At 33.2% G+C, this 16,814-nt stretch carries 12 protein-coding genes; all 12 read right to left on the bottom strand.

Features of this window, described 5'->3' with window-relative positions; all coding sequences use genetic code 11:
• Positions 1 to 30: 30 nt before the first annotated feature.
• Complete coding sequence (aspS, locus tag ACSUE0_RS03565; RefSeq protein WP_436956125.1) at positions 31 to 1,797, bottom strand: aspartate--tRNA ligase; 1,767 nt, start codon at positions 1,795 to 1,797, stop codon at positions 31 to 33.
• Between the two features lie 12 nt (positions 1,798 to 1,809).
• The gene (gene hisS / locus ACSUE0_RS03560) at positions 1,810 to 3,072 is read right to left on the bottom strand and encodes a histidine--tRNA ligase (RefSeq protein WP_436956123.1); all 1,263 of its coding nucleotides are present in this window, start codon (positions 3,070 to 3,072) and stop codon (positions 1,810 to 1,812) included.
• A 326-nt stretch (positions 3,073 to 3,398) separates the two neighbouring features.
• A complete protein-coding gene (locus ACSUE0_RS03555; RefSeq protein WP_436956121.1) occupies positions 3,399 to 4,274 on the bottom strand; it encodes an N-acetylmuramoyl-L-alanine amidase in 876 nt (291 codons plus the stop codon).
• On the bottom strand, positions 4,271 to 4,723 hold the full coding sequence (gene dtd, locus ACSUE0_RS03550; RefSeq protein ID WP_119614514.1) for a D-aminoacyl-tRNA deacylase: 453 nt from the start codon (positions 4,721 to 4,723) through the stop codon (positions 4,271 to 4,273). The genes ACSUE0_RS03555 and dtd overlap by 4 nt, the downstream gene beginning before the upstream one ends.
• Before the next feature lie 12 nt (positions 4,724 to 4,735).
• Positions 4,736 to 6,925, bottom strand: a complete 2,190-nt coding sequence (locus ACSUE0_RS03545; protein ID WP_017724664.1) for a RelA/SpoT family protein — start codon at positions 6,923 to 6,925, stop codon at positions 4,736 to 4,738.
• Between the two features lie 373 nt (positions 6,926 to 7,298).
• The gene (locus ACSUE0_RS03540) at positions 7,299 to 7,817 is read right to left on the bottom strand and encodes an adenine phosphoribosyltransferase (protein ID WP_436956118.1); all 519 of its coding nucleotides are present in this window, start codon (positions 7,815 to 7,817) and stop codon (positions 7,299 to 7,301) included.
• Positions 7,818 to 7,829: 12 nt separating this feature from the next.
• Entirely contained in the window at positions 7,830 to 10,109 is a 2,280-nt protein-coding gene (gene recJ, locus ACSUE0_RS03535) for a single-stranded-DNA-specific exonuclease RecJ (protein ID WP_436956116.1), read from the bottom strand.
• Positions 10,110 to 10,341: 232 nt separating this feature from the next.
• Entirely contained in the window at positions 10,342 to 12,618 is a 2,277-nt protein-coding gene (gene secDF / locus ACSUE0_RS03530; protein ID WP_119614517.1) for a protein translocase subunit SecDF, read from the bottom strand.
• Between the two features lie 694 nt (positions 12,619 to 13,312).
• Positions 13,313 to 13,573, bottom strand: a complete 261-nt coding sequence (gene yajC, locus ACSUE0_RS03525) for a preprotein translocase subunit YajC (protein WP_017724668.1) — start codon at positions 13,571 to 13,573, stop codon at positions 13,313 to 13,315.
• 18 nt (positions 13,574 to 13,591) lie between these two features.
• Positions 13,592 to 14,731, bottom strand: coding sequence for a tRNA guanosine(34) transglycosylase Tgt (gene tgt, locus ACSUE0_RS03520; protein WP_119614982.1), 1,140 nt, complete (start codon positions 14,729 to 14,731; stop codon positions 13,592 to 13,594).
• A 20-nt stretch (positions 14,732 to 14,751) separates the two neighbouring features.
• On the bottom strand, positions 14,752 to 15,777 hold the full coding sequence (gene queA, locus ACSUE0_RS03515; protein ID WP_436956113.1) for a tRNA preQ1(34) S-adenosylmethionine ribosyltransferase-isomerase QueA: 1,026 nt from the start codon (positions 15,775 to 15,777) through the stop codon (positions 14,752 to 14,754).
• 2 nt (positions 15,778 to 15,779) lie between these two features.
• On the bottom strand, positions 15,780 to 16,784 hold the full coding sequence (ruvB, locus tag ACSUE0_RS03510) for a Holliday junction branch migration DNA helicase RuvB (protein ID WP_017724671.1): 1,005 nt from the start codon (positions 16,782 to 16,784) through the stop codon (positions 15,780 to 15,782).
• Between the last annotated feature and the right edge of the window lie 30 nt (positions 16,785 to 16,814).

The following is a 16,814-nucleotide window of genomic DNA, read 5'->3' as shown; positions in this document are numbered from 1 at the left end:
ATTAGCAAGAATAAAAGCTTATAACAAAAATTAATGCCTAATACGTAATGACAATTCTTCTAATTGATTTTCAGAAACTTCACTTGGTGCATTTGTTAATAAACATGTAGCTGAAGCTGTTTTAGGAAACGCAATTGTATCACGTAAGTTTGTACGACCTGTTAATAACATTACTAGACGGTCTAATCCAAGTGCGATACCGCCATGTGGTGGCGCACCATATTTGAATGCATCTAGCAAGAAACCAAATTGTTCTTGCGTCTGTTCTTCGGTAAATCCTAATACTTCAAACATTTTAGACTGTAAATCACCATTATGAATTCTGATAGATCCGCCACCTAATTCATAACCATTTAATACAATGTCATAAGCATTAGCTTGTGCATTTTCAGGTTCAGTGTCTAATTTAGCGATATCTTCTTGTTTTGGTGCAGTAAATGGGTGATGAGCCGCAGTATAACGTTTCAAGTCTTCATCATATTCTAGTAGGGGCCAATCTGTTACCCATAGGAAGTTTAATTTAGATTCATCAATTAAATCTAACTCTCTAGCTAACTTAAGACGTAACGCACCTAAACTTTGTGCAACTACACTTGGTTTATCCGCTACAAATAATACTAAGTCACCTGGCTCTGCTTCAGTTAATGTTTGTAGTTTAGCAACATGGTCTGCTTCAAAGAATTTAGCAATTGGACCATTCACACCTTCATCAACGACTTTTACCCATGCTAAACCTTTAGCACCATAAATATTTACAAATTCAGTTAAACCATCAATATCTTTTCTTGTGTATTGATCTGACGCACCTTTTGCAACTATCGCTTTAACTTGACCATTATTAGTCACAGCATCTTTAAACACTTTGAAATCCATGATTTCTCCTAATTCTGATACGTCTACCAATTCCATACCGAAACGTGTATCTGGTTTATCTGAACCAAAGCGTTGCATTGCTTCACCATATGTCATTCTAGGGAAAGGTCTTGGAACTTCGACATCTTTTACATCTTTGACTACATTTTGGAGCATTTCTTCTCCCATTTCCATAACGTCTTCTTGATCTACAAAGCTCATTTCAATATCGACTTGTGTAAATTCAGGTTGACGATCAGCACGTAAGTCTTCATCACGGAAACATTTTACGATTTGATAATATTTATCGAAACCGCCTATCATTAATAATTGTTTAAATAGTTGTGGTGATTGTGGTAATGCATAGAATTCACCGTCATGCACACGTGAAGGTACCAGATAGTCACGTGCCCCTTCAGGTGTTGACTTAGTTAATACTGGAGTTTCAATATCGAAAAAGCCTTCTTTATCTAAGTATTGTCTGATTGAACGTGTAGTTTGGTGTCTCATTTTAAATGTTTGTGCTAATTCTTGACGTCTTAAATCTAGATATCTATATTTTAACCTGATATTTTCATCAACGTTTTGATTCTCTTCATTCAATGCAAATGGAGGTGTTTCTGCTTTGTTTATAATTTCAATTTCTGAAACTTGTACTTCTACTTGACCTGTAGCAATTTTTGGATTCACAGTTTGAGGATCACGTTTTTTGACGATACCTTTGACTTGAACTACATATTCAGATCTCACTGTCTCAGCTATTTTTAATGCTTCTTCAGAAAAACCAGGATTAAATACGACTTGTACATATCCTTCACGGTCTCTTAAATCAACAAAAATCAGACCGCCTAAGTCTCTACGGTTGTGTACCCAACCTTTTAATATTACTTCTTGGTCTAATAATGATTCAGTTACTAAACCACAGTATGTTGTACGCTTACTCATGATATCTTCTCCTTAGTTTTTAAAATAATTTATAATTGCATCTAAACGAATAGTTTCACTTTCACCTGATTGCATATTTTTAATATTTATTTTATTATCTTCTAATTCTTGCTCACCTATAACAATAGTATAGTTTGCTTTTAATCTATCAGCTTGTTTCATTTGCCCTTTAACTTTACGTTGTAAATAATCTTTGTCGGCTTTAATGCCCTTTCTACGTAAATCATTAAGTAATTTCACGGCATAACGATCTGCTTCTTCACCCATAGTTACGATAAATAAATCAAAATCATGATCAACGTCAAGTTCGATTTTCTCTTCATCTAAAGCTAGTAATAATCTTTCTATACTTAACGCAAACCCAATACCCGTTTGACTTGGTCCTTCTAACAATTCTAGTAAACCATTGTAGCGACCACCACCACATAATGTTGTAATCGCACCATCATAATTTGGATTATCAATCATTAATTCAAATGCTGTATGCGTATAATAATCTAAACCTCGAACCAAGTTAGGATCTTCTACATAAGGTACACCTAAATCATCTAAATGTTGCTTAACGTCAGCATAATATTTTTGAGATTGTTCATTTAAAAAGTCAGTGATTCTAGGAGCAGTTTTAATAGCTTCTTTGTCTTTATCAACTTTACAATCTAATATCCTCATTGGATTTGTGTGTAAACGCGCCTTACAGTCATTACAGAAATCATCAATTACAGGTTCAAAATGTCTAACTAGTGCATCATTGTATTCACGACGTGATTCAATGTCACCGATACTATTAATCACTAATTTTAAATGCTTCAATCCAAATGATTGATAAATGTGCATTGCCATCGCTAAAATTTCAGCATCTATGCCTGGATCTTCAGCACCAATTGCTTCAACACCAAATTGTGTGAATTGGCGATAACGCCCTTTTTGTTTACGTTCATATCTAAACATTGGTCCATTGTAATATAATTTAATTGGTTGATTAGGCAAACCTTGCATCTTATTTTCAATATAAGAACGTACTACCGCTGCTGTGCCTTCTGGGCGTAGAGTAATACTACGGTCTCCTTTATCTTTAAACGTATACATTTCCTTTTGGACTACGTCCGTCGAATCACCTACTCCACGTGCAAACAATTCCGTGCTTTCAAAAATTGGTGTACGAATTTCTTGATAATTATAAACTTCCATTAACTCATCTAACCTTGATTCAATAAAACGCCATCTTTTTGTTTCGTCTGGTAAAATATCTTGCGTCCCTCTAGGTATATTTATCATAGAATCTCTCCTTTTATGCAATAAAAAAACCCTTGCATGACTAATAAGTCATACAAGGGACGAATTTCCGTGTTGCCACCCTAATTGATTATAAACGTTAGATTTATAATCCACTTCATACGAATAACGCTCTCTAAACGGCTTTTATAAAAGCACCTATTCTTGTGTTCAATTTTTCAAAACTACTATGCATAATTTTTCAGCCAGGAATTATGTCTCTTCGCAAATTTTGCTACCATTTCGTAAAGAAAATTCAAGAATCATATCGGTTTTAATATAGAATTCATATTTAATAATAACCAGTTTATGAGAATTATGCAACCTTTTTATTCTGAAAAATATGCACGCAAGCCATCGACAACTGCTTTTTCAAGTATATGCCTGTGCAATTGATCCGTAATCATATCTTCATCAGTAGGATTACTAATATAACCTAATTCTAATAATACAGCTGGTACATCTGTCTGTCTCAATACTTGGAAATTTTCCTGTCTAGCGCCTTTATTTGTCAGTAATGCTCTCTTTTGCAAACTGGCACTTAATGTTTCGGCTAACGCCTTTTGATTATCTTTGAACCAATAGACTGTGCTGCCGTTTGCTTTAGATGACTTTAATGAGTCATTATGTATACTAATATAAGCATCACCTTTTATGTTTCGCTCATCAAGGCTAACGTATTCATCGCTCTCACGAGTCATGTTAACCGTAGCACCTTCTTTTTCCAAAAGTGATTTTAGTTCTTTAGCAGTTTTTAAAGTATATACTTTTTCGATACTTTTTTTATTTGTATTACTTGAAGCTCCCTGGTCACTACCACCGTGACCAGGATCAAGTACTATCGTTTTATCTTTTAAGGGTTTGGTATTATGGTTAGCATCTGCTTCAATATCTAAATTCGTATGCCATCCTGCTACCCAACCTTTTTCCTTCTTGTTAGAAGATTCTACTTCTATCCACTTACCTGTCTTACCTATTTTTTGGAAGTTTTGTCCTTTATCGATGTTATTAATAACTGGATAAGCTGAGCTTGGACCAGTTCTTAGTTCTGCATCTTCAGTAACATAGATACTACTACTATTCTCATCATTATGATTTAAGAAAGAGATAATCATAATGATAAAGACAACAAATGTTACAATGACAATTAGCGCGGGGAAATTTTTAAGTTTATTTTTTTCTAGCCAAGTATTGATTTTTTTCATATGATTTTGCCATCCTGACTTTCATAAATAATTGTTACAGGTCCATCATTGGCAATATTAACTAACATGTCTGTTCCAAATTCACCTGTCAACACATTTATTCCATAAGAACGGAGTGTTTCATTTAATTTTTCATATAATTCATTAGCACGTTCTGGAGGCATGGATTTGGTAAACCCAGGTCTATTACCTTTTCTAACATCTGCATAAAGTGTAAATTGAGAAATAGATAAAATCTCTCCACCAATTTGTTGAAGGTTTAAGTTTAATTTTCCATCCTCATCCTCAAATAGTCTTGCATTGAGGATTTTTTTAGCTAATGTAGCTATATCTGCTTCTGTTGAAGTTTTACCAACACCCACAAGCAAACAGTAGCCTTTATTTATTTTGTTTTCAATAGAATCATTTGAAACTGATGCTTCTTTGACTCTCTGGACTACTATTCTCATTTAGTTACACCTCTAATTCCAAACTCTTGTTACTGTATACACATCTCCAAGTTGCTTAATTTTATCTACAACTTGATATACTTCATTTACATTTTTAACCATTACACTGATATTAATTACTGCATTCTTATCAATATCAGAGCGTCCAGATACTTTTACTAGATTACTTTGTGTTGAATTAACTGCTTGTAATACTTCATTTAACAGACCGTTTCGATCATATGCAGTAACTTCTAAATCTACTTGATAACGTTGGGTCGAATCTTTAGAACGTACCCACTCTACATGAATCAGACGTTCATTTTCATTTTTTATATTTGGACAATCTGTACGATGCACTTTTATACCATGGCCTTTTGTGATATATCCTACAATATCATCACCAGGGATTGGATTACAACATTTTGATAATCTAATTAAAACATTTTCAATACCTTCAACATAGACGCCACTATCAGTCGTTATATCCTCTTTAATAGGCACTGATTTAGTTATCTCTTGAGCTTCATTTAATGCTTTTTGTTTATCTAAAATACGTTGCTTTTCAGTCAATTTATTAACAATCTGCAACGCTGTCACACCACCAAAACCTACTGCAGCAAACAAATCATCTTCATTAGCAAAATTGTATTTATTGTTGACAATTTCTATATTTTCGTCTGTTAAGACTGCATCCACTCTAAAACCTTGATCTTTAATTTCAGCCTCAACCATAAATTTACCTTTTTCAATGTTTGAAGAACGATCTTGTTTTTTGAAGAAACTTCTAATTTTACTCTTAGCACTTGATGATTTTACTATTTTCAACCAATCACGACTAGGGCCATATGAATGTTTACTTGTTCTTATTTCAACAATATCTCCTGTTTGTAACACATAGTCGATTGGTTCAATTTTGCCATTTACTTTTGAACCAATCATTTTATTACCAACTTCACTGTGAACTGCATAAGCAAAATCAATTGGTACTGCACCATATGGTAATTCAATGACATCACTTTCAGGCGTAAAGGCATAAACTTTATCACTTTGTAAGTCAAATTTTAGAGTTTCCATAAATTCTTCTGCATCAGAAGTAGTATTATCGGTTTCAGCTAACTCTTTGATCCAATTTAATTTTTTATTGAAACTTTGAGATTTTTCAGTAACTTTTTTGCCTTCTTTATACGCCCAGTGTGCTGCCACACCATGCTCTGCTATCTCGTGCATTTCATAAGTTCTAATTTGGATTTCTAGTGGATCACCATTAGGACCTACTACAGTAGTATGTAAAGATTGATACATATTTTGTTTCGGCATGGCAATATAGTCCTTAAACCTTCCAGGCATCGGTTTCCACAATGTATGAACAAGGCCTAAAACAGCATAGCAATCGTTAATTGAATTAACAATAACTCTAATTGCTAATAAATCAAAGATTTGATCAAATTGTTTTTTTTGTTTAACCATTTTTCTATAAATGCTATAAATATGCTTGGGACGCCCGTTTATGTCGCCAATAATATGCATATTGGACAAATCATTTTGTATTTGGTTAATAGCATTTTGAATGTATTCTTCTCGTTCGCTACGTTTCTTCTTCATAAGATTTACTATTCTGAAATATTGGACAGAATCTGTATATCTCAGCGCAGTATCTTCCAATTCCCATTTAATAGTGTTAATACCTAATCTATGTGCTAAAGGAGCATAAATTTCAAGTGTTTCTTTTGAAATTCGAATTTGCTTTTCTCTAGGCATTGCTTTCAATGTTCTCATGTTATGTAAGCGGTCTGCTAATTTAACTAAGATTACCCGCACATCTTTAGCAATCGCTATAAATAATTTTCTATGATTTTCTGCTTGTTGTTCTTCTTTTGAACGATACTTCACTTTTTTTAATTTAGTTACACCCTCAACGATAACTGCAATTTCTTCATTAAACATGCCCTTCACATCATCAAATGTATAAGGTGTATCTTCTATAACATCGTGTAAAAAACCTGCAACAATGGTTGGACCATCTAAATGCATTTCAGTCAAAATGCCCGCAACTTGAATTGGATGCATAATATACGGTAAACCATTTTTTCTAAATTGGCCTTCATGTGCCTCATAGGCAATGTGGTAACTTTTCAACACATATTCATACTCTTCCTTAGATAAATATGATTTTGCTTTGGATAGTACTTCATCGGCACTATATGGATATTCATTGTTCACTTAAGACACCCCTATACTAAATATTAATCGCTATTAGATACCCAGTATTATATTTCGTTAGCTTCAATTAATTTTTGCTTAATTATGATTGTAACGTATTTTAACGTTATTCGGCCAAATTATGTATAATAGTTATATAATACTACATGTTAATAAAGAAATAAATGAGTATGCGATACTAATAGTAAAATATGGGTTTATTTTTATCATGTAAATACAAAATAAAGTTATTTTTCCAGAAATAATTGATGACTCAGGCCACTTTTTGTTTAACGTAATTAAATTAAAAAAATACATCCCCATTTAGAAAATGAAGATGCATTTTTATTTTAAGTAAAGTTGGTAATTCAATCCTTTAACTTAATTGAGATAATTACTCATCATATGAGATTAAACTCATAACATCGTAGTCTTTTATTTTCTCTATTCCATTTAAATATTTAAGTTCAATAATAAATGCAATACCAACCACAATTCCGCCTAATTGTTCTATAAGTTTAATAGCCGCTTCTATAGTTCCACCTGTCGCAAGTAAGTCATCTGTGATTAACACACGTTGACCTGGCTTAATAGCGTCTTTATGCATTGTAAGTACGTTTGTTCCATATTCCAAATCATATTCATAGCGAATTACTTCTCTTGGTAATTTACCTTCTTTTCTTACTGGAGCAAAACCTATCCCCATTGAATAAGCTACCGGGCAACCAATGATAAATCCACGTGCTTCTGGCCCGACGATAACATCAACATCTCTATCTTTAGCGTATTCCACGATTTGATCAGTAGCATAACCATATGCCTCACCATTATCCATAATCGTTGTTATATCTTTAAAATTAACGCCTGATTTTGGCCAATCTTCAACCTCAGACACATATTGTTTTAAATCCATGCAAACTTCCTCCTATTTATCTATCAGCTCTGATTTAATCCATTTTTTTAAGTTACTAAAGTCGTCGTATAATAGAACTTTTTCAACTTCTATTCTATTTAGTCGACCTTGATAATATTTACTAGATTCAATTTCTCTCTTTGTGGAAACACTGTTCATCATAATTATACCATTTTCCTCTTTTATAAACTCTAAATCGAGAAAAACTTTTAAGATAAATTTAAGCATACTCGGCTGTATATTTAAAAACTGGCATAATTGCATTCCATCATTAGCTAAATTGGTTTCACCTTTCGTTGCTAATGCTTTAAAACATTTTTTGAATGTTTCAATTTTTGGCATACCCTCAAAGTATATTGATTGCTCATGATTTAAAACTAAATAAATTTGTGAAACACTCATCGTTTTAAGCGTGTCTTTAATTTCTTGAATAGACGTTGGTAAATCACGAAATACATACTTATCATATTGTTGTAAAATCGTTTCCCCATAATAATAATAATTATCTCCTAATTTTTCATTCTTATTATGGATTAAATATGCGACATCATTATTATCTTGTTCAAAACTACTAATATTACGTTTACTTCTATAATCTAAAATCTGTAAATTATTACTAGCTAAATCTTGTATCATAAATTGAGGAGATTGGAAGCCATTCCATTCATTAATTTGTAATGTTCCTATTACATTAATTGGCTGTTGCTCACCCAATTCCTTAACTAAGTGACCATGTTGCCAAAATATAGCTTGTAACTTACTATCTCCCATAACTAGCTTTAAATGCTTACTTTCTTGACCGATCGCTTTACTTTGATTGACTGTAATATCTTCTAATTCAAAGCATGGGCTAGAAAAATCTGTACCGAACGGACGTAACCTTTGGATATCTTGAATATTTTTAATAGTAATATCAGATTCATCAATTTTCACGTCAACTTTTTTACGTGGTTCCAATGAAGTTGTGCTTGCCAGTTGTTCCATCCAATCATTTAAACCATTTCGTAACGAATCAATATTTTCAATTGGCATAGTAATACCTGCAGCCATATGATGTCCACCAAATTTTGTTATTAAATCTGTGTGCGCATTCAAAATTTCAAACATAGACATTTGTTCAATACTACGTGCAGAACCTTTAGCATGATCTTGCCCTTCATCTATATTTAAAATTAGAGTTGGCAGACTATAAGTTTCTACTATTTTGGAAGCAACGATACCTAATACACCTTCATGCCAATCAGACTGAGCTAAAAGTAGAAATTTCGCTCCTTGATTTACTTGAATTTCCGCTGCTGCTAACGCCTCTTCAGTAATTTGAGATACAATGTCTTTACGTTCTTGATTAAAAAATTCCACTTGTTCCGCAAGAAATTCTGCTTCCTCATCTGAATCGGTCATCAATAATTCTGCGGCAAGTCCTGCATCTTCAAGTCTACCTACCGCATTTAGTCTTGGGCCTATAATAAAACCAATTGTTTCTTCCGTAATACTATCACTGTAACCTGCTTGGCTTAATACAGCTCTTATAGATGCTGGGCAATGATCGTTTAATACTTCCAATCCTTTTTGAACTAAAGCTCTATTTTCATCTGTCAATGATACTAAATCTGCTACTGTTCCAATCGCAACTAATCCTAAGAAATATGCTGGAGGTTCGTCCAATAATTTTTGTGCCAATTTATACGCGACACCTGCGCCACATAAATACTTAAATGGATAATCAAATTCTGGATGCATAGGATGAACAATTGCATATGCGTTTGGCATTGTACGACCAATTTCATGGTGATCGGTTACTATTACATCAACACCTAAATCCTGAACCATTTGAATTTCATCATGACCTTGAATTCCATTATCGACTGTAATGATTAAAGAGATACCTTCTTCATATGCATTTTTAAAAGCCATTTCATTAGGCCCATAGCCTTCTGAAAAACGATTGGGTATATACCAACCTACATGTGCACCTAATTCTTTTAGTGTATTCACTAAAATTGTTGTAGAGGTAACACCATCTGCATCGTAATCGCCATAAACTAAAATCTTTTGATTCTGATCTATCGCAAAATTTATACGTGCTATTGCTTTATCCATATCGCTCATCAACATTGGATCATGCATTTCAGGTGTGCCATTAAGGAGATTATTAATTGTGTTTTTATTTGTTAATCCTTTACTCTCTAGGATTTTTTTTACAATAGGAGTTAGTTTTAAATCCGAAGAATCTGCTTCTGCAATTTCATATTCTGGTAAATTAACGTCCCAAGTATATTTTGATTTAATCATACTATTCTCCCTCATTTCCACAAGTCATTATACAAAAGATATACCAAAATAAAAAGTAGTTTCTTTTATAGAATCGATTGAATCGACTATTTGATAATAAAGTTGTCATATACTATTTTAAATTCACTATTTTATAACATATCAATTCATATACTCTCAAAACAATTAAACAGATAAAGACCACAATTAATGCATTTGCAAAAATTGTGGTCTTTTGAAATTTAATATTCAATTATACTAAGATTTTTTCGTCATTTGATTTTTTCTCTTTATAAACTACAAGTTTATTATCATCAGATTTTTTAAGTTGACGTTTCTTCATAATACCCCAAAGCGGTACTGCGATAAATACAGAAGAAAATACGCCTGTAATTAATCCGATTAATAATGCTAGTGAGAAATTAAATATACTTGGAGCACCAAGTAACAATAATGCAATAACTACGATAACTACAGTTAGTACTGTGTTAATAGAACGTGTCATTGTCTGACGAATCGATCTATTAACAATATCATCAATTTGAGATTTCTTAGTAATTACTTTTATTTTGTGTAAGTTTTCTCTAACTCTATCAAATGTAACAATAGTGTCATTTATTGAATAACCAATAATTGTTAACACAGCTGCTATAAATGTAATATCTACTTCTAATCTAAATAAACTGAACACTGCGACAATCATAAATGCATCATGTAATAATGCGAGCACAGATGAAAGTCCCATGCGCCATTCGAATCTAAATGTAATATAGATGATAATGCCGACTGCAGCATATAGTAATGCGAGCATAGCATTTTTAGCAAGTTCTTGGCCTATTACTGGTGAAACCGTATTAACAGTTGGTTTGTGACCAAATTGATCATCTATCGTACCCTGTATTTTAGATACTTGATCTTTAGATAAATCTTTTTTGAATTGAACCGTTGCCGTTTTACCATTTTCACCTAAAGATACTTGGTTAGGTCTAAAATCATTATCTTCTAAAGTATTTTTAACCTTAGTTTCAGTGACTTTATTATCTGATTCAAAGTCAACCCGAGTACCACTTGTAAAATCAATACCTAAGTTTAACTTAAATACAAATAAAATAATTGCACCTACGGCGATTATAAGTACACTTAGTCCTAGCAATGGTTTAGCAAGTTTCATAAAGTCAATGCGTTCATATGGCGTTTTCAAATCATGAATTTCTTTTTTATCGTTAATATCATGAATATTTTTCTTACTTACACCGAACAACCAATTTGATTTTTTAAAGTAATTAGATGATACAAGTAAAGTTAGCAACCATCTTGATAGGAATACAGCTGTTACAAATATCATTAAAATACCTAATAATAACATTGTAGCGAAACCTTTAACTGAACTTTCACCAAAGAAAAATAGTACAGCAGCAGCAATTACTGTTGTTAACTGGGCATCTACTATAGTTAAGAAAGAGCTCTTATTCGCTTTTTTATATGCCTGTTTAAGTGTACGTCCAATCTTCAGTTCATCTTTTATCCGCTCATACATGATTATATTAGCATCAACAGCCATACCAACACCTAGTACTAATGCTGCTAGACCTGGGAGCGTCAATACTCCTGAAATAAAGTTAAATGCTAATAACGTTAAGTAAATATATGCTGTTAACGCAATTATAGCAACTAAACCAGGCAAACGGTAGAATCCTAACATGAATAGATAAATAACAGCAATACCGATTGCAGCAGCAAATACCGTTTTATCTAAAGCATCTTGACCAAATTGAGCCCCTACAGAATTTGAATATATTTCATTCAAGTCAACTGGTAGTGAACCAGAATTTAGTAAATCTGCAATTTGTTTTGCTTTTTCTACGCCTTCTTCACCATTAAAACCACCTGAAATTTCAACGCTATCGGAGTTTATTGGCTGATCAACTGAAGCTGCAGAAACATATTTAGGATCTTTCTTATTCATTTCTTTATGATAAGTGTCACCTTTTTCATGATCTAGCCATACGACCATAACATTTTCATCTTTTTTAGAAATTTCTTCAGTTACTTTTTTAAATTTAGCACTATCTTTCAATTTAAATGTAACCGCTGGCTGATTCGTATTTTGTTTAAATTCTTGTTTTGCAGATCCTTGCTGAATATCTTTACCAGTTAGTTTGATATTATCATCAGCATCACGAATTGTTAAATTCGCTTGAGAAGATAATATCTCACGTGCTTGTGATTGGTTTTTAACACCGGCAAGTTGTACGCGAATTCTATTTTTATCTTCTACTTGTATCTTAGGTTCCGAAACCCCTAAGACGTTTACACGATTTTCAAGCGTTTTAGCCGTAGCTTTTACCGCTTTATCGTCTATTTTATCACCTTTTTGTAAAGAATCTACTTGGTATAAGACTTCAAATCCACCTTGCAAATCAAGACCAAGATTAACATCCTTAACTACGCTCTTATACGTGAGTCCCATGCCTGCAAACAGGAGCACTACAAGTAATATAAACGCAACTATTCGATTACTTTTCTTCACTTAAACACCTCATTCTAAGCTTATGTTTTAAGAATACGCTTCTAATATCAATTATTGCAAGTTTTATTAAACTACGCTAAATTATCTAAACGACCTATATATCTTAACATATTACATCCTGTGTAAAAACTAACTCTATTAAATATTGTTAGAAAATTTAATTGTAAGCGTTACAATTATAGGATCTATTAGTATTAAATGTTTTAAAGATATAGGCATATGATGCGTAAGATATACCTTAAAGTATAACATGACCTGAATAAAATGGCCTTTAAGTAAATAAAGTTATGTCATTTATTTTATTTATTTAATTTATTTAATTAGAATTAAATAAATAAACCAAATATTAAAAATTAGCATTTGGTTTGTCTCAGACTTTGTTGGCATTTTTTGTGCACGCTTTCCGTGTGCACGGCCTTATCTTGTAGTCTTCTACTAGTGCTTTTCTCAAAGGAGTCAAACCAAATCACTGCCAATATTACACAAAAGTTTATAGTATATATAAATTAAACCGTTGTGGTGTTTATTATGTTGAATAAATCAATTGATAACAGAGCCAAATTCGGTTTGAAAGTTCACTTCACTGCTATTTCTAAAAATAACTATGCAAACATAAACAAACCTTAGGCGAATTATCCCCTAAGGTTTGTTTATTTCAAAATTAATACATTCCCATGTATCAATACATTATTTATTATGAAGGATCAACTTGTTTGATAGCAGGTTTTTCTAAAGTGATTTCAGTACCATTACCATTTAAAGTTAATACAACTGTAGTTTCATCAACACTGCGTACAGTACCTTTGATACCGCCGATAGTTGTTACACGTTGGCCAGAAGTAACTTGGCTAATCATTTCACGATGCTCTTTAGCCTTTTTCTGTTGTGGTCTTATTAAGAAGAACCACATTAATACTAATAATAAAATTGGTAATATCAATGAAGTAAATTGCATTATTTTATTTCTCCCTTTTTAAAAGTTTTTTGGGTTTTCAACATTCAGTCCATACTGTTCAAAGAATTCTTCTTTAAAATCAAGAAGTCGATCTTCACGAATTGCTTGTCGGATATTTTCCATTAATTTAAGCAAGAAATGTAAATTATGATAAGTAGTAAGACGGATACCAAAAGTTTCTTCTGCTTTTATTAAATGTCTTATGTATGCTCTACTATAATTTTTACAAGTATAACAATCACAGTTTTCATCAAGCGGACCTAAATCTTCTGCATACTTAGCATTTTTAATAGTCACACGACCATGCGATGTCATACAAGTACCATTACGTGCAATACGTGTTGGTAACACACAATCAAACATATCCATACCTCTGATACTGCATTCTATTAATGCATCTGGTGAACCCACACCCATTAAATAACGTGGTTTATCTTTCGGCATAAATTGTTCAGTATGCTTTACCATATCATACATAACTGGCTTAGGTTCACCTACAGACAAACCACCAATTGCGTATCCCGGAAAATCTAAAGCAACTAATTCTTCAGCGCTTTGTTTTCTTAGATCTTTATATTCTCCGCCTTGTATAATTCCAAATAAGGCTTGATCATCGGGTCTCTTATGTGCTTTGAGGCAACGTTCTGCCCATCTCGTTGTTCTTTCAATTGAGTCTTTCACATATTTATATTCAGCAGGCATAGGTGGACATTCATCAAAAGCCATCATAATATCAGAACCTAAATCATTTTGTATCTGCATAGCTTTTTCTGGGCTCAAAAACAATTTCGAACCATTTGTATGATGACGGAACTCTACGCCTTTTTCACTAATTTTCCTCAAATTACTTAAACTAAATACTTGAAAACCACCCGAATCAGTCAGTATTGGACCTTTCCAGTTCATAAACTGGTGTAATCCCCCACTCTTTTTGATGATATCATTTCCTGGTTGTAACCACAAATGATATGTGTTTCCTAAAATGATTTTTGTTTCCATTTGATTTAATTCTTCTGGACTCATCGTTTTTACTGTCGCTTTTGTTCCAACAGGCATAAACATTGGTGTTTCAAAAGAGCCATGTGGTGTGTGCACGATGCCTAATCTCGCACCAGACTGTTTACAAGTTTTAATATGCTCATACGTGACTGCTGGCATATAAACGCTCCTTTCATTCCCTAAATAATTAACATTGCATCTCCAAAGCTAAAGAATCTATATTCTGAAGAAACTGCTTGATTATAAGCATTTAAAATATTATCTCTCGAACTAAAAGCTGAAACTAACATTACAAGCGTAGATTTCGGCAAATGAAAATTTGTAATCAATCCATCAATAGCTTTAAAAGTAAATCCTGGGAAGATAAATATATCCGTCCAACCACTTTGTGCTACAAATTTGTCATTTGATTGCATAATTGTTTCTAGTGTTCTTGTAGATGTTGTACCAACCGATATAATACGGTGGCTATTATCTTTCGTTTCATTTAATAGTTCCGCAGTTTCTCTATCCATTTGATAGTATTCGCTATGCATTTCATGGTCATCTATATTATCTACACTAACTGGCCTAAATGTTCCTAGTCCTACATGTAATGTGATAAAAGCAATATTAATACCTTTATCTCTAATATTGGCTAATAATCCATCTGTAAAATGGAGCCCTGCTGTTGGTGCCGCTGCAGAACCCGATGCTTTTGCATATACAGTTTGATAGCGCTCTTGATCATCTAAACGTTCCTTAATATAAGGAGGTAAAGGCATTTCGCCTAATTCATCTAAACGTTCTTGTAAGATGCCATCATAATGCAGTCTCATAATACGACCACCTTGATCAAGCTCTTTTATGCACTCGGCAACAATTTTACCTTCACCGAAAGTTAATCTGTTGCCTACTTTAATTCTTTTAGCTGGTTTTAGTAACACTTCCCAATCATCACCCTCGATTTGAGTAAGCATCAACATTTCTACTTTTGCACCAGTCTCTTCTTTTAAACCGAATAGCCTTGCAGGCATTACTCTCGTATCATTTAATACAAGGGTGTCCCCACTTTCTAAATAATCAATAACATTTTTAAACTGTTGATGTTCAATATTACCAGATTGTCTGCCAAGAATTAGCAATCTACTTTCATCTCTGTTTTTCAGAGGTGTTTGTGCAATTAATGATTCAGGCAAATGATAATCAAATGCTTCAATATCCAAACTTATTCCCTCTTTTCATTCTTCTTACTAAAATGCTCAAATGCATAAGGTGTCGCTTTACGACCACGGGGCGTACGTTCGATAAAACCCTTCTGAATTAAAAAAGGCTCATAAACATCTTCAATTGTAACCCGCTCTTCACCAATCGAAACAGCAATAGTATCTAGCCCAACAGGGCCACCTTTATATTGCTCCAAAATACAATTCATCATTTTATGATCAATGTAATCCAATCCTTCATCATCAACTTGTAGCAATTGCAATGATGCTCTCGTGGTTGCAATACAGATTAATTCGTCATCATTGACTTGTTGAAAATCACGAACCCGCTTTAATAACCTATTGGCTACCCTAGGTGTACCACGACTACGTTTCGCTAATTCTATAGCGCTTTCCTCATCAATTGAAGTACCAAGTACTTCTGCAGTACGCACAATAATTTCTTTTAATTCATGTTCTTTATAATATTCTAATCTGAGGTGCACACCAAACCTGTCTCGCAATGGGGCCGTCAAGCTACCAGCACGAGTCGTCGCACCAATTAATGTGAATGGTGGTAAGTCTATACGTATACTACGCGCTTCTTCACCTTTGCCTATAACAATATCTAAAAAGAAATCTTCCATAGCTGGGTACAAAACTTCTTCTACCACACTGCTTAGTCTATGAATTTCATCTATAAATAAAACATCACCAGGTTGTAAACTAGAGAGAATTGCAGCTAAATCTCCTGGCCTTTCTATCGAAGGCCCGGAAATCGTTCTAATGTTAACATCCATTTCATTTGCAATAATGTTAGACAAAGTCGTTTTACCTAATCCAGGGGGGCCGAATAATAGCACATGGTCTAATGGCTCTTGTCTAATTTTAGCTGCTTTTATAAACACCTCTAAATTCGATTTAATTGTTGATTGACCTATGTACTGACGTAATTTAGTCGGTCGCAATGAAAATTCAAATGAAGATTCCTCATCATGTATAGATTGATCTACCATTCTATCGTCCATTGATTACACCCCTTTAAAATATTATTTGTA

The organism is Staphylococcus sp. AS1337, assembly GCF_051408735.1.
GTDB classification, from domain to species: domain Bacteria; phylum Bacillota; class Bacilli; order Staphylococcales; family Staphylococcaceae; genus Staphylococcus; species Staphylococcus xylosus_B.
This window is presented reverse-complemented; position numbering and strand designations above follow the sequence as displayed.

Coding starts and splice junctions, on each gene's coding strand:
- ruvB (WP_017724671.1), bottom strand. CDS start 16,784: ATGGACGATAGAATGGTAGATCAATCTATACATGATGAGGAATCTTCA.
- yajC (WP_017724668.1), bottom strand. CDS start 13,573: ATGCAATTTACTTCATTGATATTACCAATTTTATTATTAGTATTAATG.
- recJ (WP_436956116.1), bottom strand. CDS start 10,109: ATGATTAAATCAAAATATACTTGGGACGTTAATTTACCAGAATATGAA.
- tgt (WP_119614982.1), bottom strand. CDS start 14,731: ATGCCAGCAGTCACGTATGAGCATATTAAAACTTGTAAACAGTCTGGT.
- ACSUE0_RS03540 (WP_436956118.1), bottom strand. CDS start 7,817: ATGGATTTAAAACAATATGTGTCTGAGGTTGAAGATTGGCCAAAATCA.
- ACSUE0_RS03555 (WP_436956121.1), bottom strand. CDS start 4,274: ATGAAAAAAATCAATACTTGGCTAGAAAAAAATAAACTTAAAAATTTC.
- hisS (WP_436956123.1), bottom strand. CDS start 3,072: ATGATAAATATACCTAGAGGGACGCAAGATATTTTACCAGACGAAACA.
- dtd (WP_119614514.1), bottom strand. CDS start 4,723: ATGAGAATAGTAGTCCAGAGAGTCAAAGAAGCATCAGTTTCAAATGAT.
- aspS (WP_436956125.1), bottom strand. CDS start 1,797: ATGAGTAAGCGTACAACATACTGTGGTTTAGTAACTGAATCATTATTA.